This is a genomic window from Pantoea sp. Morm (assembly GCF_016643525.1).
Classification (GTDB): domain Bacteria; phylum Pseudomonadota; class Gammaproteobacteria; order Enterobacterales; family Enterobacteriaceae; genus Pantoea; species Pantoea dispersa.
Window position 1 is genome coordinate 1 of sequence record NZ_VOQX01000018.1, and the last position, 25,067, is coordinate 25,067.

Below are 25,067 nucleotides of genomic sequence, written 5' to 3' on the forward strand. Positions count from 1 at the left end.
GGGTGAACGACGAGGTGGTGGTGGACTTCATCAACGGCGACCCGGACCGGCCGCTGATCATCGGTCGCGTGTACAACGAGGCGAGCATGCCGCCGTGGGCGCTGCCGGCGGCGGCGACGCAGATGGGCTTTTTAAGCCGTTCAAAGGACGGCACGGCGGACACGGCAAACGCGCTGCGCTTCGAGGACAAGGCGGGCGAGGAGCAGGTGTGGCTGCATGCTGAGAAAAATATGGACACCGAGGTGGAAAATGATGAAACCCACTCGGTTGGTAGTAATCGCACCAAAACCATCGGCGGCAACGAAACCACTGAGGTCAAAAAGAACCGCACTGAAACCGTCGATCAGAACGAAACCATTACCATTCACCAAAATCGTACGGAAACAGTGGACGGCAATGAAACCATCACCGTGCACAGTAACCGCACTGAAACGGTTGATCAGAATGAAAATGTGCGTATTGGTCAGAATCAGTCAGTGACCATCAATGGCAACCAAACGCTGAAAGTCGATCAGACGAAAACTGAAACGGTCGCATTAGCCTCGATGTTAAATGTCGGGCTGGCGCAGAATACCAACATTGGTGCTGCTTATGTACTCAATGTGGGGGCCGGCTGGATGACTAACGTGGGTGCGATGCAAATGCACAACGTTGGCATGAAATATTCACTTAATACCGGGCGGGACATTGGACTTTCAGCAGGAACATCGGCGGAGTTTAGTGCGGAAGACAAGATTACCCTGGTTTGTGGCGAATCGATGATCGTGCTCGAACAGAACGGCACCATTACCATCAGTGCAAACAAAATTAAGCTGGTTGGTGAGAAGGTGATAGACATTGACGGAACGCAGATAGATATCAACTAACTATGGAAAATTTTGTCAACTATAGTGCTTTCCCGGCACAGCTTTTTGAGTCGATAGACCAGCACGATCATGGATTTAGTGTGCTGGTGACACGCGTCAGTTACGATCTGGATATTCACAGCGGCCAACTTACGTTATGCGAAGATCAGGGTGAATTGGTTGAACAGGATGAATATTACGATGAGCCGGGCAGAAGCAGTGTTCGATTCGAGAGCGATCTGGCACCCTATAAGCCGCGTTTGGATGTCATTATCAACGGTAGTGCTCACGCTCCGGAAGGTAAGCCGGCGCGTCATTTCACCGTCGGAGCGCGTATTGGCGATTTTACCCGTTTACTAAACGTGTATGGCCCACGCGAGTGGCGCAAAATGGTGGCTAGCTGGCAATTAAGCGAGGCCAAAGCGATAACGGCTCTCGAATTACGTTACGAGCATGCGCAGGGTGGAATGTTCCGCTTAGAGCATGGCGACGAGATTGCATCCGCCACTAACAGCGTCGGTGTTGGCTGGCTACCCGCCAGGGCGCAGAAACAGCTTAAGCTACAGCGTATCGCAGCGCCACAGTTTGAATTACTGCCCCAGCCGATCAAAAACATTGATGATGAAACCTTACCTGCCGGTTTTGGTTTTTATGGTCGTGGCTGGAAACCGCGTATTGGCTTTGCCGGTACTTATGACGAGGCGTGGAAGCAGCAGCGTCATCCTTTTCTGCCGCAGGATTTTCTCTTTGATTACTGGTGTGGCGCTCATCCGTGGATGCAGTTTCCATTACCCAAGCCGCTGTCACATATTCCGGTTACGCTAAAAAATCTTATCTCACAACAGGATAAGCCCGGACAGGAAATCAGTTTTTCAGTACCGGTTGAAACCTTATTTGCCTTTGTCACCACACAACTGGGGGCTGGAGTAAGCTACGATTTGCAGCTGGACACGCTGGTGATTGATTTGCCCGAGCGCAAAGTGCACTGTACTTATCGCACAGTTTTTTCTGAATTGCTTGAGGCAGCAGTAACAGAGTTACGCTTCATCACTGCAAAGGAACGTAAGGCAATAGTGCAGAAGGCACAACAACAGATCACGGATACCAATGACGATAGTTTTACCCCGCTGCCGCCTTCACTGGTAGGGCTCATCTCGCAGGAGTCAGGTCATGGCTGATAATTACGCTGCACGCAAAGATGGTGTGTATAAAGTGGTGGGATTACTACCCGATTTGTGTTTCACCCCCGGCATTCAGCCGCCAGTGCCATATCCGGTTACTGCCACACTGGCACCCTCGAAAAGTACGGTGGAAAGCGTACGCTTTAATGGCCACCCGGCATTCGTCTATGACATTAGCTTTGTGCCGACGACGATTGGAGATGCGGCCGGGCGTAACAAGGGCGTAGTCAGCGGTACAGTTGAGGGTGACTGCTGGTCAATTGAGCACAGTCCGGATACCTATATCGGTGGTTTTCCCCTCAACCGCGTACAGGATATCTTTGCCATGAACGGCAAGGCCAGGGGAGGGCGCGGCGGTAATCTGACCAAAAAAGAAACCTGGGAGCGACGCAAGGCGCTGATAGCAAAAGGTAAGCAGAGCAGTGACCCAAAAGTTCGGGCAGCCGCTGAAAGGCTGGAACTGAATAATACGGGGATGGAAAAAGCGAGACTTGCAAAACAAGTTTATGAAGCCGACCCAAAGTCCGGAAAAGATATTTTGGAAGGGTGGGATGATATCAGTAATGATAATGCCAGGCTTAAAAATTATGGCTTGAAATCTAAAGATTTAAATATTGCAGGGAATGAAGGGTTTAAAGCACGAGTGTATGAGCCAGATAAAAAAGTTTTTGGTGATGATATGTCCGCCTCAGTGGTATTCCGAGGGACAAGGCCAACTTCTCTTGAAGACTGGAAGAATAATGCTAAACAGGGAATGAACTTACAATCTGATTATTATGAGCAATCTGTCAGAATTGGTAATAAAATCATGATGAGTAAATCCCCTATTGATTGTACCGGTCACTCGTTAGGCGGTGGAATGGCTTCTGCATGCTCAAGAGCAAGTGGCAAATCGGGATGGACATATAACTCTGCTGGGTTGAATAGTAAGACGGTAGAAAAATACGGCGGATTAGGTAAAAGTCCTGACAAAGAAAACATCAATGCATATCGGGTTAAAGGTGAGGTTTTAACTGCTGTGCAGGAGCCTGGTTTTTGGGGCGGTCTTGCTACAATAGGTGTTACATCATTTGCGGGAGCTAAGTTAGGAGGAGTATATGGTGGCCTTGCTGGCGCAGTAGTAGGCAGTGCTTTAGTTGCTCTAACTCCCTCTTCTGTAGGTACACGCCATGATATGGATGGCGGTAAAGGTGATCCAATAGCGAGACATGGCATGGAACAAGTAATACCCTGTATAGAAAGTGAAAAGCAAGAGGATGAGGAAGTTTTATCTGCTATTTAACGGGAGTGCAAAATGTTACACTTAAGGGTGAATCACAGAGTGAAGATGTTCTTTATTTTATTGGTTGTATTATTATCGGCCTTCGGATGTAGCGCAATGAAAAATCAATCTGCTGAGAATTTCTTTTCTGGTACGCAATTGTCCCTTGCTCAGGAAATTGAACGTGGTAACGAATCGGAAGTTAAAAAGCTTGCATTGCAAACCGATCTAAATAAACCCGGCAAGCAAGATATGACGTTATTATTTTTTGCTTTGCAAAATAGTTATGATAAAGATAGAAAGAACCTGGCAATTGTTTCAGATTTAGTTCGAGCCGGAGCGAATCCGTTGCAACAAATTCCTGATTTTGGTAGTGCAGCTGAAGTTTCAGTGAAATCAGATGATCCTGTTTTCATTGCTGCTCTGATTGAAGGCGGGTTGAGCCCAAATGCAGAAGTCGAGGATACTCCGATCATTTTCGGCGCCGCTTCCGAGCATAGCTTAAAGGTCATGAGCTACCTTGTTAAGATGGGGGCAGACGTCAATAAAAAAGACTCACTTGGTCAAACCGTACTGATTGAATCTTTATCAGGCTTTCAGCTGGATAGTGTAACCTGGTTACTGGAGCATGGTGCAGATCCGCGAGTCACAACAGAGAATGGCTGGGGTTTTAATAATATGCTCGCAAAAATTATAGAGCGTCAGTCGAATGCAGGTAATACTGCAAAGTTAGAAGCGATTAGAAATCTGGCTATTAAAAAAGGCATGAAATGGCCTCCAGCTGACTATTGAGTATTTAACACCGGTGAAGGTGATAAAAGGAGGGGGAGTGAAATTCATCACTGTGGTTTCTATGGTGGCCATGTTATTTTCATTTGACTGCGCAGCAGTCACTCAACTATCCCCCTCAAGATTTTTTGATGCAGAACAACTTGAATTGGCTATCCTGATAAAGAATCAGTCTTTCGATGAGATTAAGAAAAAGGCAGTCTTTACTGATCTTAACTCTCCCGGAAAAGAAGGAATGACACTTTTGTTATATTCCTTACTGAATGCAGTAAAAAATAAAACAGCCATCGGAGACCAGACTATTAGTGTGTTGGTAAGAGCTGGAGCCGATCCTTTATTTGATATTCCTGAATACGGAAGTGTAGCTGAAGTGATGGCGACTTCAGACGATCCTCGTTACCTGAAGGCATTAATTGATGGCGGTCTGGATAAAAATGCAGTGAGCAATTATCGTCCGCTAATTATTAATGCAACTTCCCACCATTCAAGAAAAGTGCTGGAATATCTGGTCGGTATCGGTGCTGATGTAGATCAACCTGACTCAGCTGGCAAAACTGCACTGATGGTGGGATTGGGGAGGTATGATTTAGATGAAGTTGATTTCCTGTTACAACATGGTGCAAATCCTAACGTAAAAAATAAAGCAGGCTGGGGTTTTAGAGAAATGCTACAGAAAAAAATTGAAAAAGGCGACAATGATACTACAATAAAAAAACTTCTCGACATCAAAAAAATAGCCGAAAGTAAAGGCATGAGGACCTTTTAAGAAGGAAAGGGAGTGCTAAAAATTATTACAGGGACGTACTGCATAAAGTTCTTTGCTTTCGTATTCATTCTTCTTGTTGTGAATAAATGTCTGGCTAAGGCTGTTTCAGCTGAAAATAATTCTCAGGTTATGCTTTGAAAGCCGCTGTTGCTATCAGAGAGGGAAACGCTTTTGCAGTGGATACCTTAGCTAAGGTCGATATCCTGAATATGTCAGGCAAGAAGGGAATGACACTTTTGATGTACGCGCTTTTAACCGCAACAAACAAAAAAACAGATGCCAGTTTTTAAATCGTAACCGAACTGGTAAAGAAAGGCGCGGATCCATTGTACATTATTCCTCAATATGGCAGTGCTGCAGATGCTATGGCCTTAAGGCATTGATTGCGGGAGGTCTTGATAAAAATGCTGTTAGTAGTGCACGTCCATTAATCATGAACGCAACGTCAGGAAGCTCAATGCCTGTGCTGGAATATCTTGTCAGTATAGGTGCCGATGTTAATAAGCCCGATACCGCTGGTAAAACGGCGCTTATTTTTGCTTTGACAAGAATGGACCTGGAACAGGTTGAATACCTCTTACATCATGGCCCCAACCCAAACGCAGTAACAAAAGCTGGATGGGGGGTCAGCAATTTACTCGAAGATATGCTTAAGAAGGAAGGTGAAAACAATGATGCTACTGCACTTAAATTAATGGAAATCAAAAGACTTGCTGTTGCTAAAGGCATGCGGATTTGATTTTTAACTTTAATTTTTTCTCTTGATTTGTTGGTTTCTATGATTTCTCCATAAAAGATATTGCCTTCAGCCTGAAATCTCAACCTACAGTTTAGTTAGTCACCATTTTAAATGGCGGCTGCGTCAACGTTACTTTACCTTTTATTAATCTGAAAGTACCCGCACATATCCTTACTCATTAATACCTGAATTTCCTGCACGGAGCTCCAATGGCAACCGGAAACACGATTGGTAAATTACAATATGCGCCTGCGCCCCAGGGCCACGTTACGGCGGGCAGTGCCAACCCGCCAAAAAAGAAAAGCTGGTGGAGCGATTATGGCGACTGGGTGCACACTGGCCTGGATGTCCTTGGCGCAGTACCCGTCATTGGTGCCGTAGCAGACGGCGCTAACGCTGCCATTTATACCGCTGAGGGCGATTATGGCAACGCGGCACTTTCAGCTGCCTCAGCTGCAGCCAACTTTGTGCCTGGGGGTGGAGCCGCTTTTAAAGCGGGTAAGCTGGCAGCGAAAGCTGGCAAAGCGGTTGAGGCGGCAAAAGTCGGGAAAACCGTCGCCAAAGAAAGCACAGCACTGGCTGAAAAGGCTGCAGTGAAGGCAGAAAGTTCTGCGGCCAGAGCAGAAACCAAAGCAGCAAAAAAAGAAGCTGACGAAGTTATTAAAGCGAAAAAGGCCGGCAGTAATAAAGGCGGAAATGATAAAGGGCATGGGCAGAAAAAAACTGAGCCCTGCAAAATTCCGCAGAGGCCGTTGCCAGAGGTTGAGATGGCAATCGGTAGTCCGGTAAATCCTTTGCTGGGTATTAAATTACTTTTTGACGATCAAGATAAAGATTTTTCTTTTCCCGCTGCGGTACCGCTTAACTGGCAGCGTTTGTATTTCTCTGATGAAACAGGTAACGGCTGGTTAGGTCAGGGGTGGTCTTTACCTTTTGCTCAGGAATTACGCAAAGACAACGAACTGCTGATTCTGGTTGATGAACAGGGTCGAGAAATTGATTTTCCCTGGCCACAGTCGGGTCGGGAGCCGCAGTTGCATCGCTATGAGCAGCTATCACTTTCCCAGCCACAGCCGGGCGAGTTTTGCATTTCTGCGCCTGATGAAAGCCAGAACTGGCACTTCTCTCATCAGGCAGGAGAGGGCCGCTGGCTACTTTCGGCAATCAGCGATCGCCACGGTAACCGCCTTACTCTGCAGTACAACGCGCAACATCAGCCGATAGTAATTACTGACAGTGCAGGGCGACGCTTCAATATTACATTTACCCGACTGATGCTTGATGAAGATCGAAGCGTTGAACGCATCACTGCCGTAAGCGTTTGTTATCCATCTGCCCCCCTGAGTGCCGAAAAGCTCTGCAGTTATGATTATTCTTCTGAAGGAGATTTAAGTGCTGTTCGCAATGAGCATGATGAGGTGCTGCGTGAATTTCGTTATCGAAATCATGTAATGGTGGCACATCGTCGTGCGGGCGAACTTGAATGTTTCTATCACTACGATAAACACGCACCGGATGGCAAAGTACTGGCGCATCGTGACAGCCTTGGCGGTGAATGGCGTTTCGAGTACGCCAGTAACAGTACAACCGTCACTGACGCATTGGGCCGCGTCACGTGCTATGACTTTGACGATAACCACGAGTTAACCGGTTTTCGTGATGCTTCGGGCGGCTATATCCGCATTCGCCGTAATGCGCGTGGACAGATAATACAGCTTACTGACCAGGCTGGCCGTGTGACGCGTTACCGCTATGATGAGCGCGGTAACTGCACTGCCGTTATCGAACCGGATGGCCAGACGACACGCTTTGACTACCACGCTCGCTGGAACCTGCCGGTGCGGGTTACAAACATGCTGGGCGGTATTCGCGAATACCATTATGACGTTGCAGGCAGCCTGATTCGCTTCACTGATGAGATTGGCCGCATTACCGAATATAACCATGACGATCAGGGTAACCTGGTTCGTATCCGCGACGCGGCGGCGGGTGTTCAAAAGCTGAGCTGGAACAGTGCCGGCTTTTTAACTAGCCATACCGATTGTTCCGGACGCACCACATGCTTTGATTATGACAAGTACGGCTGGCTCAGGCAGCAAACTGATGCCGCAGGCAACGTTACCACTCTTTATAACCGTCGTGATGGCCTGCCACAGCGCATTGTGCATGCGGATGGCGGTGTCGAGCGCTTCGAGTTTGACCGCTGGCAGCGCCTGACAGCCTGGTATGACGCACAGAATCAGGCAACACGCTGGACGCTGGCGGGGGACGGTCTGCCGTTGACGCGAACAGATGCGCTCGGTAACCCTATTAGCTATGAATACGATCGCGCACGTCGTCTGGTTGCTCTCATCAATGAAAATGGCACGCGCTATAGCTTCAGTTACGATGCGCATAACAATCTGATCGGTGAACAGAGGTTCGATGGTTCTGCCACCTATTATGAATATGATGCCAGTGGAAATGCGCTGACGCGTACCGAGCGAGGCGACGGCAGCGGTCCGGAAATTCGCACGCGTTATCGGCGCGATAACTGCGGCAGGCTGCTTGAGAAGCTGGTGGCACGCGGCGGAGATGCAAAGTGGCAGCGTACCCGCTTCAGTTACGATGCGCTGGGACGTCTGACAACTGGCGTCAATCACGGCGGACGTGTGGAGCTGGAATGGGATGATGCCAGCCAGTTGCTGGCGGAGCGCAGCCTGATTCGTGGTATTAATTACGAGCTGCGCCATCAGTATGACGAGCTGGGTAACCGTACTCATACCAGGCTACCGGACGGTCGTGAGCTGAGTAACCTTTATTATGGCGGCGGTCACCGCGTGCAGGTCAATTTTGGCGGCCGCGTCATCAGCGAAAGCGAACGTGACATGCTGCACCGTGAGGTGCGCCGTACCCAGGGAGCGCTGGCCAGCGAGTATGTTCATGATGAGATGAGCCGGCTGGTAAGCCAGCGCGCTATGCGCGGTGACAGCACGGCGGTGGCACGTGATTATGTATGGCAACGCAACGGCCAGCTAATGCAGATGGTCGATCACTACACCGGCGACCACCGCTACGAATATGACGCACTGGGCCGACTCACGCGAGCGCAGGATGAGCGGTTTGCTTTTGACCCCGCACATAATTTGCTGAATGAGGTCGGCGCGCCGCCGTTGAAGGATAACCGTCTAAGGGTGCACGAAGACCGGCGCTGGGCGTATGACAGCTTTGGCAACGTGGCTGAGAAGCGCATTGGTCGGCATACGGTGCAACAGTTTTCCTGGAACGCCGAGCACCAGCTGACAGAGGCGGTAAGCACGCGTAACGGCACAGAACAGCGCACTACTTACGGCTACGATGCGTTCGGCCGACGCAGTTGGAAACGTGACGCCTTTGGCGTGACGTGCTTTATCTGGGACGGCAACCGTCTGCTGAGCGAAGTGCGTGGCTCGCGCCAGCATATCTGGATTTATGAAGACGAGAGCTTTGCACCACTGGCACAGATCAGTCTGCAGCAGGGTGAAACGGAGCACGCAGCGCAGGTACACTGGTATCACAATGACGTTGCGGGCATGCCGCGTGAGCTGACCAGTGCGGATGGTAGTGTAGCGTGGCGGGCAGAGTACCGGGCGTGGGGCAACACGGTGCGGGTAGAGCATGCGCAGACGCGCCATGCTGAGCCAGTACACCAGCCGCTGCGCTATCAAGGCCAGTACTACGATGCAGAAACGGGTTTGCACTATAACCGGTTCCGCTACTATGATCCGGATGCGGGACGGTTCATCAGTCAGGACCCGATAGGGCTGGCGGGTGGGCTGAATCTTTATCAGTATGCGCCGAACCCGCTGGCATGGATTGATCCCCTGGGTCTTTCAAAATGCCACTTAGATAATCCTAAGAAAAAAGTAAACAGTGCTGAAATAGGCGATATAGTAAGGACTCCATCATCACATCCTGAAGATTTTGTTAAAGTAAAAGGTGGGAATTATAAGAATAATCATACAAATGAAATATGGAGTAAAAGTAATACATCGCATAGTGATAAACAAGGTGAATGGAAAGTTGGTATAGGTAAAGCGGAACCAAAGCCAAGGCATAAAATAACTATAGGTATGAGTGATGGAAAGATCATTAAAATCGATAAGTAGCCTCTCACTAAATGAAATTAATTTCTCTGGATTTAGATTGTCTAAAGGTTGGGTCGGTTTTTTTGAAAAAAAAGATTCTTTTTCATACCCTCTAATTGACGAGGCTATTTCTTTATTCGAAGGGTTTTTTGGTAAAGAAGATGAAGGTGTAATTGTTATTGCAGCTCTTTCATTTAATGATGAAAGAGAGGATGATAAAGAAACGATTGATAATTATCAGGCTTTATATGAGGAGATGAAAGATAAAAAATTACTTTTGCCAATGACCGAAGAGTTTGAAAGTTATCTTTATGGTGATTCTTGTCTGCCGGCTTTTTCACTCAGCTTAAGTAAAAAAAGTCATGACTTCAGAGGCCTATCAAGATTGATGATGTGTCATGCTGGAGTTGTTGGTCAGGTTTGTTTTTATATTAATCTGGATTTAAATGTGGCCATTTATCCACATGATGATGTCGGATTTGGGTGTATTGCTCTTAACGAGGAATATAAAAAATGTGAAGAGTTTCTGCATTATTGTGCGAAAAATGAATCGTTTAATGTTTTTATTGATAGCGATAATGGATTGGTAAAGTTATGATTGTTGATGTGTTTGCAAACTTATTCTTAACTTGCTTGTCCAGGACTTTATGGATAATTGGCTGTGAGTGTAAATAATAACGCCAGGACGCCATTGATTAAGCTAATATAACTCGTGTGAGGCTATTGGTATTATAAAGGTGTGAGAGATATAAAGTAACGCCATTGTAGTGACGAGGCTGGTTTTGGTCTTGATGTTTTACGGTAATCTTTATTTAATTAAGTTATGATGATTATAACTTTCATTAGTTGATTTTTTTGCTTTTTTTAGTGCGTTTTTATCATCATTGATAAATGGTTTTTTACGGGTATTTAGTCTTTAGAGTAATTGTCTAACCGATATTTTATTGAAACACATGCCCCAAACTTAAGCCTCAATAAATTCGTAATCAACGGTGTCATAATGATGAATTAACTGTTAATGGTGATATTTAAATTAATGACTACATAATGATTAAAGGAAATGATAATGTCGCAAAATAAAAAGAAAATCTATTTAACAGAGGCTGAGGCAATTGATTTATATAAGGAGATTGATTATATATTGGTGTCATTAAATAATATAGCTCATTATTATTATAATGAATCAACAATCAATGAGGAGAAGCGAAGAGCGTATGAGCGAGAAACTACCAATTTCATTGATGACAATGATATTACTACATTGTTATCGAAGATGAGAGGAATGATTGGAGGTAAATTTGACCGTGAGCCTAGAGAGGATGATATGGACGATTTGGAGAGAGCTACTGAAAACACTAAATATTGGGAAGGTCCATAATTATCAGAGTGTTAGCATAAAATTTAATTCAAACTATCCTTATGTCGATACATTGCTATATCTTTTCGGGTAAGGATAGTGCTACAACTCTCCATAAATTTTAAGAGTAGTAGATGATCAGTTAGATCTAACCGGTGGTTTAAACATTAAAACCTGTGTGCCTGATTATTAAAGCTGGATCGATTCGCGGATTTTACCAAATAAACGCTACGAAAAGAAAATAGTTTTAACAATTCGATCTATTAATGGAAATTTAAAGATTATTATACTCAGCGTGATATTTTAGCGCTGATGTCATAAGATGATTGCAAAATAGTCGTCACAGTTGTTATTGTGATAATAAATTTCCCTATTATGCCAAAAACTAACAATCCGTCATGACTGGAGAGTAATCATAATTAATCTATTAGAACTTAAGGCCCCGAAGTGGAGGTTCTGCAGCTGCTCAGGGCGCTGGATATCCTGGCTTAGGATATCAAGCTGTGGTTTCAAATCTCCCCAGAATATGGGTTGTTAAACTATGAGGGTTCCCTGGTGAATGCTTTAAATGAATTAATGAGATCGCTCGAAAAAATAATAGTTGAGCTTAATGCGAATGGTAAAATTGAGTCAGCGATTTTTTTCACTATTCGTTATAATGAAATAATTAAGTATGGTGATGATTTTTCTCTTGAAATAGTTGAAACACTATCAACATGCAGAGCTATGTCTCAATATGCTAATTTCTCCCAGAAAGAAGAAATGCTGCTTGATGATGTCGTAGATAGTGCAATAGCGATTAAAATTAAGGTCCCATAATAGTAGCCGGACGCAATCTTAACGATCCTTCCGGCTTTTTCTCTTTAGCTGCCAGTCGTCAGAATCAGGCTGTCCGTCCAACCTTCACCGTCACTCTGTATCCCATCCCAGCCAGCCACCTCCCGGCAATATTAATCTGCGACGTGCTTCTATAGAGAGCTATCTGCCTCAACCCTCTTTCCTCTCCGTCTCCCCACTCTCCGCCGCCGTCTCTTCCTCTTTATCCTCTTTCACCGTTCTGCTGGCCGTCAGCAAGAATGGTGATTGCTGCCAGCGGGTGCGGCGGTCGCGCAGCAGGGTACGGGTCAGGATAATGCCGATCGCCAGCGCCAGCAGCATCATCAGGCGCAGAATATTGGTGGTGTTATCCACCTGACGCGATTCCGTCACCAGCACATGGGTATCCAGCGTAATACGCAGAAAACCCTGCGGACCCTCTTTCCCTTCCAGCGGCTGGACAATCTGATGATTGAAATAACTACCAGCACGTTTACCGTCGAGCGCCAGGCGGTCGCGCACATTAATGCTCTCACCGCTGTGGGCCACCAGGCTACCGTCGTCGGCATAGACCGAAGCGTCCAGCACGCGGCTGTTATCCGTCATCTGATTCAGGATGGCTTCAATCTGCGTGCGGTTATCGTCGCTGTTATCCATGAGCGGTTTCAGGCTGAACGCCACCTGGCGCGTCAGCGTGTGCGCCAGCTCCTCGACCTGCTCGGAACGGGCCATCTGATGGCCAAGACTAAACCATGACGCGCCCTGCATCAGCACCACTAATAGCGCCAGCGAGATAAGAACGATCACCGTGCGATGCAGGCGAAATTTCAGTGCGGTTTTGACCATCAGAAACCCGTGTGACGTAACAGCAGAAAGGCTGGCAATTATGTTGCCAGAACCCGCGCAGACAAGGTAGCCTCTTGCGTGGTTTTGTTGTCCCTACAGGAGCTGTAATGCCAAATCGTCTTACCTGGTGCGATCTGCCCGCCGATGTCTCTCTTTGGCCGGGTTTACCCCTTTCCCTGAGCGGTGATGAAGTGATGCCGCTGGATTACCGTGCCGGTCGGACTGGCTGGTTACTGTATGGGCGCGGGCTCGATAAACAAAAACTGACCGATTATCAGCATCAGCTGGGCGCGGCGATGGTGATCGTCAGCGCGTGGAATGTCGATGAGTATCAGGTAATCCGGCTGGCGGGCTCGCTGACACCGCGTGCCAGCAAGCTGGCGCATGAGGCTGGCTTTGATGTGGCGCCGCTTGGCAAAATTCCCCATCTGAAAACGCCAGGGCTGCTGGTAATGGACATGGATTCCACCGCCATCCAGATCGAGTGCATCGATGAGATCGCCAAACTGGCGGGCTGCGGCGAGCAGGTGGCGGAAGTGACGGAACGCGCGATGCGCGGCGAGCTGGATTTTAAAGCCAGCCTGCGCGAGCGCGTGGCGAAGCTGGCCGGCGCTGACGCCAATATTCTGAAGCAGGTGCGCGACACGCTGCCGCTGATGCCGGGCCTGACCACGCTGGTGCACAAGTTGCAGGCGCTGGGCTGGCAGGTAGCGATTGCCTCGGGCGGGTTCACCTTCTACGCCGATCACCTGCGGCAGACGCTGCATCTGGCCGCTGCGGTAGCCAACGAACTGGAAATGCGTGACGGTAAGCTAACCGGCGAAGTGCTGGGGCAAATCGTCGACGCGCAATTTAAAGCCGATACCCTGAACAGTCTGGCCCAGCGCTTTGACATCGCACCGGAACAAACCGTGGCGATTGGCGATGGTGCTAACGATCTGCCGATGATTAAAACCGCGGCGCTGGGTATCGCCTATCATGCTAAACCCAAAGTGAATGAGCAGACGGAAGTGATTATCCGCCACGCTGACCTGATGGGAGTGTTCTGCATTCTCACCGGCAGCCTGATTCACGAAGAGCGTTAACTGAGGATTTGATTTGGCCAAAGCGGCAAAACGCGCCTTCGTCTGTAACGAATGCGGCGCTGACTATCCGCGCTGGCAGGGGCAATGCAGCGCCTGTCACGCCTGGAATACCATTACCGAGGTGCGCATTGCCGCCTCGCCTGCGGCCGCGCGCAATGAGCGCCTGAGCGGCTATGCCGGCAGCGCCGGCACCAGCCGGGTGCAGAAGCTTTCGGAGATCAGTCTGGAAGCGCTGCCGCGTTTCTCGACCAGTTTCAAAGAGTTTGACCGCGTGCTGGGCGGTGGCGTGGTGCCGGGCAGCGCGATACTGATTGGCGGTAACCCTGGTGCCGGTAAATCGACGCTGCTGTTGCAGGTGATGTGTAAGCTGGCGGAAGGGATGAAAACCCTGTACGTCACCGGCGAAGAGTCGCTGCAACAGGTAGCGATGCGCGCCCATCGTCTGGGATTACCGACGGAAAACCTCAATATGCTGTCGGAAACCAGCATTGAGCAGATCTGCCTGATCGCCGAGCAGGAGCAGCCGAAGCTGATGGTGATCGACTCGATCCAGGTGATGCACATGGCGGAGATCCAGTCATCGCCGGGCAGCGTGGCGCAGGTGCGGGAAACTGCCGCTTACCTGACGCGCTTCGCCAAGACGCGCGGCGTGGCGATCATCATGGTCGGCCACGTCACCAAAGATGGCTCGCTGGCCGGACCGAAGGTGCTGGAGCACTGTATCGACTGTTCGGTACTGCTGGACGGCGATGCCGATTCGCGCTTCCGCACGCTGCGCAGCCACAAAAACCGCTTTGGCGCGGTGAATGAGCTGGGCGTCTTTGCCATGACCGAGCAGGGCATGCGCGAAGTCAGTAACCCGTCTGCTATCTTTTTGTCACGCGGCGATGAGATCACCTCCGGCAGTTCGGTGATGGTGGTCTGGGAGGGCACGCGCCCGCTGCTGGTTGAGATTCAGGCGCTGGTGGACCATTCGATGATGGGCAATCCGCGCCGCGTGGCGGTTGGGCTGGAGCAGAACCGTCTGGCGATTCTGCTGGCGGTGCTGCACCGCCACGGCGGCCTGCAGATGGCCGATCAGGATGTATTTGTGAACGTGGTCGGCGGCGTCAAAGTCACCGAGACCAGTGCAGACCTGGCGCTGCTGCTGGCGATGGTGTCGAGCCTGCGCGATCGCCCGCTGCCGCAGGATCTGGTGATTTTTGGCGAAGTCGGGCTGGCCGGGGAGATTCGTCCGGTGCCGAGCGGCCAGGAGCGCATTTCCGAAGCGGCCAAGCACGGCTTTAAGCGCGCCATTGTGCCGGCAGGGAATGCGCCGAAGAAGGCGATTGACGGTATGAAGGTGTATAGCGCGAAGAAACTGGCGGACGCGCTGGCGATTCTTGACGAGCTGTAAGGTGAGTTGTTGGGGGGAGGTTGGGCTTGTGCTCCACCTTTTCCCTCACCCTAACCCTCTCCCGCTTACGGGAGAGGGAACCGTTCGCAGGGGCGGGAAGTACGGTACCAATCTGTTGTTAACCGCTCTGTTCAGGATTTTCCTCCTCGCCCGCTTACGGGAGAGGGAACCGATCGGAGCGGCGGGAAGTACGGCGTTGATCTGCCATTTATCGCTCTGTTCAGGATTTTCCCCCTCTCCCGCTGGCGGGAGAGGGCCGGGGTGAGGGCCCGCGCGCACCATCCCTCTAATTCCATGCAGGAGGCACCACATGTCATCGTTTGACTATCTGAAAACCGCGATTCGCCAGCAGGGGCATACATTGCAGCAGGTGGCTGATGCCAGCGGGATGACCAAAGGCTATCTGAGCCAGTTGCTGAATGCCAAAATCAAAAGCCCGAGCGCGCAGAAGCTGGAAGCGCTGCACCGTTTTCTCGGGCTGGAATTCCCGCGTCGCGACAAAACCGTGGGCGTGGTGTTCGGGAAGTTCTATCCGCTGCACACTGGCCACATCTACCTGATCCAGCGCGCCTGTAGCCAGGTCGATGAGCTGCACATCATCATGGGCCATGACGATCCGCGCGATCGTCAGCTGTTTGAGAACAGCGCCATGTCGCAGCAGCCCACCATCAGCGATCGTCTGCGCTGGCTGCTGCAGACCTTCAAGTACCAGAAAAACATCCGTATCCATTCGTTCAACGAAGAGGGCATCGAGCCCTATCCGCACGGCTGGGATGTGTGGAGCGCTGGCGTGAAAACCTTCCTCGCGGAGCAGGGGATTGAGCCCGACTGCGTTTATACCAGCGAAGAACCGGATGCGCCGATGTATCAGCAGCATCTGGGCATTCCGGCAGTGGTGATCGATCCGCATCGATCGTTTATGAACATCAGCGGCAGCCAGATTCGTCAGGATCCGTTCCGCTACTGGGAGTACATCCCGACTGAAGTGAAGCCGTTCTTCGTGCGCACCGTGGCGGTGCTCGGCGGTGAATCGAGCGGCAAATCGACGCTGGTCAACAAGCTGGCCAACATCTTTAACACCACCAGCGCGTGGGAGTATGGCCGCGATTATGTCTTCTCGCACCTCGGCGGCGACGAGATGGCGCTGCAATACTCCGACTACGACAAAATCGCGCTCGGCCAGGCGCAATACATCGATTTCGCCGTCAAATACGCCAACAAAGTGGCGTTTATTGACACGGACTTCATCACTACCCAGGCGTTCTGCCTTAAGTATGAAGGGCGCGAGCACCCGTTCGTGCAGGCGCTGATCGATGAGTACCGCTTTGACCTGGTGATTCTGCTGGAAAATAATGTGCCGTGGGTGGCCGACGGCCTGCGCAGCCTCGGCAGTTCGATGGATCGCCGTGAGTTCCAGTCGATGCTGGTCACCATGCTGCGTGAAAATCACATTGAATATGTGCACGTCAAAGAGGATGACTACGACACACGCTTCCTGCGCTGCGTCGAGCTGGTGAAGCAGATGCTGGGCAGCTAGCGCAGCACAACAAAAAAGGCGCCGCGGCGCCTTTTTGTTATCACAGCGATTACTTCGCCATGCGCTTGTACTTGATACGCTTCGGCTCCAGCGCTTCGGCGCCGAGGGTGCGTTTCTTGTACTCTTCGTACTCGGTAAAGTTACCTTCGAAGAACTCCACCTTACCTTCATCCTGATAGTCGATGATGTGGGTGGCGATACGGTCGAGGAACCAGCGGTCGTGCGAGATCACCATCGCGCAGCCCGGGAACTCCAGCAGGGCGTTTTCCAGTGCGCGCAGGGTTTCGATATCCAGGTCGTTGGTTGGTTCGTCGAGCAGCAGCAGGTTGCCGCCCACCTGCAGCAGTTTCGCCAGGTGCAGACGACCACGCTCACCGCCGGACAGTTCGCCGACGCGTTTGCCCTGATCGGTACCCTTGAAGTTAAAGCGACCGACATAAGCGCGGCTTGGCATTTCGGTGTTGCCGATGCGCATAATGTCCTGACCGCCAGAAACTTCTTCCCACACGGTTTTTGAATTATCCATCGCATCGCGGAACTGATCGACCGACGCCAGCTTCACGGTTTCGCCCAGCTCAATGCTGCCGGAATCCGGCTGCTCCTGGCCTGACATCATGCGGAACAGCGTCGATTTACCGGCGCCGTTAGGACCGATGATACCGACGATGGCGCCTTTCGGCAGCGAGAACGACAGATCGTCAATCAGCACGCGATCGCCATACGCTTTGCTCAGATTCTTCACTTCCAGCACTTTGTCGCCGAGGCGCGCGCCAGGTGGAATGAACAGTTCGTTGGTCTCGTTACGTTTCTGATAATCGGTGTTGTTGAGCTCTTCAAAGCGCGCCAGACGGGCTTTGCCCTTGGACTGACGGCCTTTCGCGCCCTGACGCACCCACTCCAGCTCTTTCTCGATCGATTTGCGACGCGCCGCTTCCTGAGAAGCCTCCTGCGCCAGACGCTGATCTTTCTGCTCCAGCCAGGAGGAGTAGTTGCCTTCCCATGGAATGCCTTCGCCACGGTCCAGCTCCAGAATCCAGCCGGCAACGTTATCGAGGAAGTAACGGTCGTGGGTGATGGCTACCACGGTGCCTTCGAAGTCGTGCAGGAAACGCTCCAGCCACGCGACGGATTCGGCATCCAGGTGGTTGGTCGGTTCGTCGAGCAGCAGCATGTCTGGCTTTTCCAGCAGCAGACGGCACAGCGCGACGCGGCGGCGTTCACCACCGGACAGGTTGGCGATTTTGGCATCCCACTCCGGCAGACGCATGGCATCGGCGGCGCGGTTCAGCTGGGTTTCCAGGTTGTGCCCGTCGTGTGCCTGGATCACTTCTTCAAGACGACCCTGCTCAGCGGCCAGCTTGTCGAAGTCGGCATCCGGATCGGCGTACAGCGCGTACACTTCGTCGAGACGCTTCAGCGCGCCAACCACTTCCGCGACCGCTTCTTCCACCGACTCACGCACGGTGTGTTCCGGGTTCAGCTGAGGTTCCTGCGGCAGATAGCCGACTTTGATGCCCGGCTGCGGGCGCGCTTCCCCTTCGATATCTTTATCGATGCCGGCCATGATGCGCAGCAGGGTCGATTTACCCGCGCCGTTCAGGCCGAGTACGCCAATTTTGGCGCCAGGGAAAAAGCTAAGGGAGATATTCTTCAGAATGTGACGCTTCGGCGGAACCACTTTGCCGACGCGATGCATGCTATAGACGAATTGAGCCACGTTGTGATGAGCCTCTTGGTCTGTAATGGGTGGAACGTCAGATGCTGAAGTTTAGCCGTTTTCACCCGGCAATCACAGCCGCATTGCGCGCAATCTTCCGCAGCGGCGGAATAATGCTAGCCGCAGTGCAGGGTGAGCCTGGCCGCCTGCAGCACGGCGAGCAGCGCGGGCGGAGGCGGGCTGTCGCTGACCAGCATATCAAACAGCGAGAAGTCGCCAATGCGCGCCGGCAGTACCTTGCCGTACTTGCTGCTGTCGCCGACCACGATTTTGGTCTGCGCCCGCTGCAGCGCCAGATGCTTGATGGGCAGTTCGTTGAGGTTGTAACAGGTGGCACCCTGCGCGGCGTCCATGCCGGCGGCAGAGATAAAGGCTTTATTGGGGCAGAGCGCATCCAGCACCGTGACCTGCTCGAGCGGGGTAAACACGGCGTTATCGGCGTGGAATTCGCCGCCGCACAGAATCACCCGACAGTGCGGCTTCTCTTTTAACGCCAGAAAGGTATTGATCGCGCTGCAGATGGCGGTGAAGGGCAGATCGTTATCAATCGCTTCTATCACCAGCGGCAACGTGGTGCCGCAGTCGAAAAACACCGTGTCGTTGGCCTGTACCAGCGCGGCAGCCCGCTGTGCCAGCAGACGTTTCTTGCTGACGTTGAGGTTTTGCTGGTCGCTGACAAAATAGTGCGCCACGTTCTGCCGCGGGTCGCGCATCACATAGCCACCCAGCAGCACCACGCCCTGCGTCGCGCCGGTTAAATCGCGGCGGATGGTCATTTCTGACACGCCCAGCAGTTGCGCAGCCTGTTTTAAGTGCAGGGTGTCGCTGTGTTTCAGCGCCTGCGCCAGCTTATTGATTCGTTCGTCGCGGCGGGTTTCCATGCGTCTCTCTGTAATATGCTGTCCGCTGAGGCAGACTACTTAACTAACAATGGCGTGCTACACGACGTAACTCAGCATCCATTATCACATAAATGCGGAATTTTAAAGGATTAAGATACGTTAGGCAGGCGTTTTATCTTACCTGCAATAAGTTTGGCGCGTAAAGCTCATAGGGGGATTATACGCTGCTGCTTTTGATGTTTTGATCACTGTCTAAGAGAAGTTAGCGTGCTGGTGGGCTTTTTTTAAAAACGAAAAAGTTCTATTCTTGATGAGTTAGAAAATGATGTTGATGATTTCTAATGTATGCTTTAAGTTTTTTCACTGAAAATGTTTCATATCGCAGCATAATAAACGCTTGAATACTTTTTTAATAGTGGAGGGATCCTATGTATTTAGAAAGTTTAATGATAAAAAATTATCGGAAGTTTGGCGATAAAGATAATGTTATTGCTTTTGTAAAACCCAAAGCGATAGAAATCCAGACAGAACCACAGGGCGTGCAATCAGTTATCGCGCCATCTACCACATTGATTATCGGAAAAAACAATGCGGGCAAAACGACAGTGGTCAACGCCCTAAAACTGATTTGCCAGAGTCGGCAGCCAACAGCCTCCGACTTTAACCTCTCCTATCTTAATGCATTGTTAAAAGAATATCGTAATGCTTTTGAAGAAAATAATAACACGATTTTTGATGAACTAGATACGCCGAAGCTGGAGTTTATTTTACAGATTAGCGTAGAATTTGACGAAAAAAACCGCATGACCAACCTTTCTCCTTTTATCTCTATTAGCGAAGAAGAAAGCGAAAAGCCAGTCAGTGTTTACATCAAAATCATCGTTTCACTTGTAGAAGAGTCATCTTTTAAGACGCGCGTCAGTGAAATTTTAAAGGAAACTGATAATCAAGGTGTTCGGTTAGATGACAAGAAACAGTTTGAAAGATTCTATGCTATTTTAGCTAAAGAATTACGCGATGAAGGAACTAACGGAAAATTTTATAAGATTGCTTTTTTTGACGTAAAAGGTGAGGAGACTGAATCTTTCTTATTAAATAAATTGATAAATTTAAAAGAAATTAAAGCTAATCGTCATCTCAGTGACGAAGTTTTGTCTAATGTTTTTAATAAAATAGTGGCCTTTCAATTTTCCAATGATAAACCTTCTCGGCAAAAACTCGAGTCGAGTATTAAGGCTATGAATGAAAATATATCCTGCGATGTGGGTGGGAAGAGTTATGATATATCTCAGGTTTTAGCCGAAATAGAAAACACAAATAAGGTTGATTTGAATCTTTCAGGGAATGTAAGCTACGATGCCATTATGAAAGGTTTGATAAAATATAACTTTATGGATGGTGGTGATTATATCCCAGAAGATCAGTTTGGACTAGGGTATATCAATCTGTTAAATATTATTGGTGAGATAATTCATTTTGTTGATAGCTATGAAAATGAAAGCGAATATCACAGCATAAATCTGCTATTTATTGAGGAACCTGAAGCGTTTATGCATCCTCAGATGCAGGAGTTTTTTATTAAACGCATTGATAATGCGGTGAGAAAAGCTTTGGAAATTGCAAACACATCTTCCGGGGCCGTTAAAGCACTTCAGTGCCAGATAGCGATTACTACGCACTCCTCACATATCGTTAATAGTAAGATTCACAGCAGCAATACTATTTATAATTTAAATTATTTGACATCTATCAACAAGTTTACCAAAGCGATAATATTAACGGACGCATCGGTTATCGAAGATGACAGCGGCGTAGAGGAGAAAGAAGAAGGTAATGCTAAGAAAACTGGACAAAAAAAATCAACAAAAAAAGGTGTGAAAAAATCCAGTAAAGATGAAATTGATAAGACCCTTATTTTTATAAAGAAACATATTAAATATAAGGTGTCTGAACTCTTTTTTTCTGATGCCGTTATCTTCGTCGAAGGTATAACCGAAGAAACCCTGCTCAATCATTTGATTGAAGAACATGTCGAACTTTGCAATTATCACATTTCCGTTTTTAATATAAATGGAGCTCATGGTAAATTATATTTACCCTTGGTCAAAAAACTTAGCATTCCATGCTTGATTGTCACAGATCTAGACATAAAACGTGCCAAATGCGAAAAAAATGAAAATCATGATACTAAAGATGATTGCATGGCTTGTGGACAAATAGCTAAAAAAGAAAACGTTAAATTCCAAAAGGGGTGTACCCCAAGTTATGTTCAGATCACTAGCTTAGCAGGAAGGTCAACTACTAACGCCACGCTTAAGGCGCTAAATATGAGATTTAAAGGTAAAGCAGAACTTGATTCGGATAAGATAGACAATATTGATTTTTTTGAGGATAATAATTGCTTTGTTGTATTTCAAAAAGATCCGATACAAGGGCAATATGCCACTAGCTTTGAAGAGGCCTTAATTCTTACCAATTTCAATAATGTTATAATTAATGATGTGCTTTTAGAATGTGCAAAACAAACATACAAGGAGATTGTAGGGAAGAATGTTGTAAACTATGATGAATTAATAAAAAAATCTTTTCAGCTACAAAAGAAACTCTCCAATAGTAAAAGCGATTTCTCTAATAAGATTTTACTTAAGTATTTTACCGGCGAAGAGCGTTTTTCGTTACCCAACTACTTAAACACAGGTCTCGTGTGGCTTGCTAAGAAGTTAAAGTCGAATAACACTCTCTCCTCCGGAGAAGTTCTGCTGGCTGAGGAAACAACGAAAACTCTGTTGGTCGGTGGCAATAAGGAATCTCAACATGACGCCCAATGAGTTAGAGAATAAAATTCAGAAAGAATTGTTCAGCTGCGTAGATGGTTTCAATAGCTTTTATTTTAGTGCAGGTGCCGGCGCGGGTAAAACACATGCGTTGATTGAGGTGTTGAAATATATTGTTAACCGTAAATTAAATTACAATAAAACTTTGCAGCAAGTAGCATGCATCACTTATACCAATATTGCCGTGTCAGAAATAACTAAAAGGCTTGGTAATTCAGATGCAGTGATGGTTTCTACCATTCATGATAGATTGTGGGACATAATCAAACGATACCAGCCAGAGCTGATTATCTGCCATAAAGAAAAAATCACTAAAGTCATTCAAGCATGCCAACATGACCTTGCTAATGAAAAGAGAGCTCAATTTTATAAAGAACTAAACGGCTCAGAAAAAGAGGAGTTCAAAAAATATGTCATTGAGACAAAGGGGATTTTTTATCGAAAGAATTTTTTGAGTAGCAGGGATTTTAAAGAATTATATAATAATTACGAAGAAATAAAGAAGCCTGATTTTTTTGATAGATGTATTAAAAATCTAGAGAATTTTAGTTTTGTTGTTAAAAGAATACACAAAATAGATTCTCTTGAGGTAGCAATTACACGAATTAATGACGGAAAAATCAAACGCGTTAATTATGATAGTAATATTAACACTGACATGCTTCATCGAATGAAGTTTAGCCATGAGACTTTACTGGAATACGGTTTGATTCTGGTAGCGCGTCATCCTATATTATGCCGTATCATCATTGATCGTTACCCCTATTTTTTTATCGATGAATGCCAGGATTCACATGAAAATGTGATACGGATTACTAAAAAATTACATGATTACGCCGTGGAAAAGAATAAGAAATGGTTAGTTGGTTATTTTGGTGATGTAGTGCAAAATATTTATGATGATGGAGTAGGTGAAACTATAAGTGAGATTCATTATGGAATAAAATTAATATCTAAACATATCAATCGAAGGTCGCACCAGCAAATTATCGACGTCTGTAACAAGATACGCGCTGATAGCATTGTTCAAATACCCATAGACTCTGCGCGTAATATAGGCGAAGTGAAATTTTATTATGATAGGTCAGGTGAGAAAATTTCAACCGCACGTGAATTCCTTGAGCGGTATAAAAGCGACTTAAAAGAAAATAAACTAGCGTCAGCCGAAAAAAAACACATTCACTGTTTGGTGTTAACCAATAAGTTAATGGCAGAGTTTAGTGGATTTATCGATGTTTATGAAGTATATAGCAAATCGAACATCTTTTATAATGAATTAAATACCAAGGTGTTGTCTCAAAATAAAGATAAGCTTCATTCTTCGGTTCTGTTTATTTATTACTTGGTTAAACTTTATCAAGATATACAACATAAAAATGTATCCTACTTCGATGTTTTTGGTGTATACAGCAAAAATATGACTTTTTATCAGGCTAGTAAGGTTATCAGAGAATTAGGTGAACAGAAATTCGAGTGTTTAAAATCGTGGGTAGAATGCATTTGTTACTTTTTGGACAATAGCGAAGCTAAAACGGAATTGGCTAAGGCATTGATGAATCGCCTCAAGATTGAAGAAGATAAAACCGAGTCCGGTAGCATATTTCGCGATATGATGATGGATACCATTAGTATATTAATGAATCCAGCTAATGTTGAGGAGACAGTTCGTGTCAACTATAACGAAAGCTTGCTTGAAATGTCTATGGAAAGTTTAATGCGCTGGAGCGATTTTATTGATGCTAAAAAAGGAGAGGACATTACTTTTCATACCTATCATGGTTCTAAAGGGGAAGAATATGAAAATGTAGCAATCATTCTGGAGCACGACTTCGGCTCACAAAGGAAAAAATTCAAATCCTATTTTGAAAATGTTGGCCATAGTGAAAGCTGTGCATATATTGACTCTTTAGATTTTGAACGAAGGAAATTGCATATCAATACACGAAATCTACTTTATGTTGCATGTTCTCGAGCCATTAAAAATTTAAGGGTGCTCTATCTTGATGACATCAACGATATTGATGCAGGTATTAATACTATTTTCAGTCATGTTGAAAATTGGCGGAACACCTCGCAAGAAACTTCCTGCTCCGATTAAATTGTTAAGGCACTAAGTATCGCGCTTAATACATCACCCGCTGAAGAGAACGCTATAGCGGGTGATGTCATGGAAATACGAATTTCATGCAATTAATAAATGACCTTGTGTTAGATTACCTAACTTTCTAAATCATGCCGTTATCTTTTCCTCTTAAATCGCCACCAGCCCGCGCACGCCCTCGCTTTCCATATTCGCCCCCGCGCCGCGCTGCACAATTTCGCCGCGCGACATCACCAGGTAGCTGTCGGCCAGTTCGGCGGCGAAATCGTAAAACTGCTCAACCAGCAGGATCGCCATGTCACCGCGCTGCGCCAGCTGGCGGATTACTGCACCGATCTCTTTGATCACCGACGGCTGGATCCCTTCGGTCGGCTCATCGAGGATCAACAGCTGCGGCTGGCAGGCCAGCGCCCGGCCGATCGCCAGTTGCTGCTGCTGGCCGCCTGACAGATCGCCGCCGCGCCGCGTTTTCATCTCGCGCAGTACCGGAAACAGCTGGTAGATCTCCTCCGGTACCCGGCTGGCCTGGGCACCGGAGAAGCGCGCCAGCCCCATCAGCAGGTTCTCTTCCACCGTCAGACGCGGAAAAATTTCGCGCCCCTGCGGCACGTAAGCAATACCGGCCTGCACGCGCTGGTGGGGCTTGCGCGTGTTAATCAGCTGGTTCTGCCAGCGAACCTCGCCGGATTTGACCGGAATCAGCCCCATCAGACACTTCAGCAGCGTGGTTTTGCCCACGCCGTTGCGCCCGAGCAGGCAGGTGATCTCGCCCGGGCGAGCCTCGAACGACAGACCGCGCAGGATATGGCTGCCGCCGTAATATTGATGCAGTTCTGCTACCTGTAACAT

The 25,067-nt window shown here is 48.2% G+C and carries 20 protein-coding genes; 16 read left to right on the plus strand and 4 right to left on the minus strand.

Annotation, left to right across the window (positions count from 1 at the left end; all coding sequences use genetic code 11):
* The 11 genes from FT726_RS08680 to FT726_RS08730 form a co-directional block, all read left to right on the plus strand.
* The coding region (locus tag FT726_RS08680; RefSeq protein ID WP_407075057.1) for a type VI secretion system Vgr family protein at nt 1–866 on the plus strand (866 nt) is incomplete at its 5' end.
* A gap of 2 nt (nt 867–868) precedes the next feature.
* A complete protein-coding gene (locus tag FT726_RS08685) occupies nt 869–2,023 on the plus strand; it encodes a DUF2169 domain-containing protein (RefSeq protein ID WP_288424659.1) in 1,155 nt (384 codons plus the stop codon).
* A complete protein-coding gene (locus FT726_RS08690; protein WP_288424661.1) occupies nt 2,016–3,308 on the plus strand; it encodes a PAAR-like domain-containing protein in 1,293 nt (430 codons plus the stop codon). Before FT726_RS08685 ends, FT726_RS08690 begins: the two co-directional genes overlap by 8 nt.
* Before the next feature lie 96 nt (nt 3,309–3,404).
* Entirely contained in the window at nt 3,405–4,079 is a 675-nt protein-coding gene (locus FT726_RS08695; RefSeq protein WP_288424864.1) for an ankyrin repeat domain-containing protein, read from the plus strand.
* A 37-nt stretch (nt 4,080–4,116) separates the two neighbouring features.
* Nucleotides 4,117–4,842 (plus strand): ankyrin repeat domain-containing protein, encoded by a 726-nt coding sequence (locus FT726_RS08700; RefSeq protein WP_288424663.1) that lies wholly within the window; start codon nt 4,117–4,119, stop codon nt 4,840–4,842.
* Between the two features lie 134 nt (nt 4,843–4,976).
* The gene (locus tag FT726_RS08705) at nt 4,977–5,132 is read left to right on the plus strand and encodes a hypothetical protein (protein ID WP_288424665.1); all 156 of its coding nucleotides are present in this window, start codon (nt 4,977–4,979) and stop codon (nt 5,130–5,132) included.
* 89 nt (nt 5,133–5,221) lie between these two features.
* On the plus strand, nt 5,222–5,581 hold the full coding sequence (locus FT726_RS08710; protein WP_325924837.1) for an ankyrin repeat domain-containing protein: 360 nt from the start codon (nt 5,222–5,224) through the stop codon (nt 5,579–5,581).
* A 209-nt stretch (nt 5,582–5,790) separates the two neighbouring features.
* Nucleotides 5,791–9,708, plus strand: coding sequence for an RHS repeat-associated core domain-containing protein (locus FT726_RS08715; protein WP_288424669.1), 3,918 nt, complete (start codon nt 5,791–5,793; stop codon nt 9,706–9,708).
* A complete protein-coding gene (locus tag FT726_RS08720) occupies nt 9,680–10,285 on the plus strand; it encodes a hypothetical protein (RefSeq protein ID WP_288424671.1) in 606 nt (201 codons plus the stop codon). Before FT726_RS08715 ends, FT726_RS08720 begins: the two co-directional genes overlap by 29 nt.
* A gap of 468 nt (nt 10,286–10,753) precedes the next feature.
* A complete protein-coding gene (locus FT726_RS08725; protein ID WP_346302676.1) occupies nt 10,754–11,065 on the plus strand; it encodes a hypothetical protein in 312 nt (103 codons plus the stop codon).
* A gap of 534 nt (nt 11,066–11,599) precedes the next feature.
* Complete coding sequence (locus tag FT726_RS08730; protein WP_146068797.1) at nt 11,600–11,863, plus strand: hypothetical protein; 264 nt, start codon at nt 11,600–11,602, stop codon at nt 11,861–11,863.
* Nucleotides 11,864–12,031: 168 nt separating this feature from the next.
* Here the strand turns inward: FT726_RS08730 and FT726_RS08735 are convergent, their stop codons facing one another.
* Nucleotides 12,032–12,706, minus strand: coding sequence for a YtjB family periplasmic protein (locus FT726_RS08735; RefSeq protein ID WP_288424676.1), 675 nt, complete (start codon nt 12,704–12,706; stop codon nt 12,032–12,034).
* A 107-nt stretch (nt 12,707–12,813) separates the two neighbouring features.
* On the opposite strand from FT726_RS08735, the gene serB reads away from it, so the two are divergent.
* From serB to nadR, 3 genes are all read left to right on the plus strand, one after another.
* On the plus strand, nt 12,814–13,791 hold the full coding sequence (serB, locus tag FT726_RS08740) for a phosphoserine phosphatase (RefSeq protein WP_021506809.1): 978 nt from the start codon (nt 12,814–12,816) through the stop codon (nt 13,789–13,791).
* Nucleotides 13,792–13,804: 13 nt separating this feature from the next.
* Nucleotides 13,805–15,187: a DNA repair protein RadA gene (gene radA / locus FT726_RS08745; protein WP_021506810.1), complete on the plus strand. Its 1,383-nt coding sequence runs from the start codon at nt 13,805–13,807 to the stop codon at nt 15,185–15,187.
* Between the two features lie 310 nt (nt 15,188–15,497).
* On the plus strand, nt 15,498–16,724 hold the full coding sequence (nadR, locus tag FT726_RS08750) for a multifunctional transcriptional regulator/nicotinamide-nucleotide adenylyltransferase/ribosylnicotinamide kinase NadR (RefSeq protein WP_010618490.1): 1,227 nt from the start codon (nt 15,498–15,500) through the stop codon (nt 16,722–16,724).
* 49 nt (nt 16,725–16,773) lie between these two features.
* Here the strand turns inward: nadR and ettA are convergent, their stop codons facing one another.
* Together ettA and deoR are read right to left on the minus strand one after the other, a co-directional pair.
* Nucleotides 16,774–18,441, minus strand: coding sequence for an energy-dependent translational throttle protein EttA (gene ettA / locus FT726_RS08755; protein ID WP_071813584.1), 1,668 nt, complete (start codon nt 18,439–18,441; stop codon nt 16,774–16,776).
* Nucleotides 18,442–18,557: 116 nt separating this feature from the next.
* Nucleotides 18,558–19,322 (minus strand): DNA-binding transcriptional repressor DeoR, encoded by a 765-nt coding sequence (deoR, locus tag FT726_RS08760; protein WP_058757230.1) that lies wholly within the window; start codon nt 19,320–19,322, stop codon nt 18,558–18,560.
* A 389-nt stretch (nt 19,323–19,711) separates the two neighbouring features.
* Between deoR and FT726_RS08765 the strand changes: the two genes are divergently transcribed.
* The gene (locus tag FT726_RS08765; RefSeq protein ID WP_346302677.1) at nt 19,712–22,111 is read left to right on the plus strand and encodes an AAA family ATPase; all 2,400 of its coding nucleotides are present in this window, start codon (nt 19,712–19,714) and stop codon (nt 22,109–22,111) included.
* Nucleotides 22,098–24,215 carry a UvrD-helicase domain-containing protein gene (locus FT726_RS08770; RefSeq protein ID WP_288424685.1) on the plus strand — a complete coding sequence of 706 codons (2,118 nt, stop codon included), beginning with the start codon at nt 22,098–22,100 and terminating at the stop codon, nt 24,213–24,215. Before FT726_RS08765 ends, FT726_RS08770 begins: the two co-directional genes overlap by 14 nt.
* 153 nt (nt 24,216–24,368) lie before the next feature.
* Here the strand turns inward: FT726_RS08770 and urtE are convergent, their stop codons facing one another.
* Nucleotides 24,369–25,067: an urea ABC transporter ATP-binding subunit UrtE gene (gene urtE / locus FT726_RS08775; RefSeq protein WP_058776207.1), complete on the minus strand. Its 699-nt coding sequence runs from the start codon at nt 25,065–25,067 to the stop codon at nt 24,369–24,371.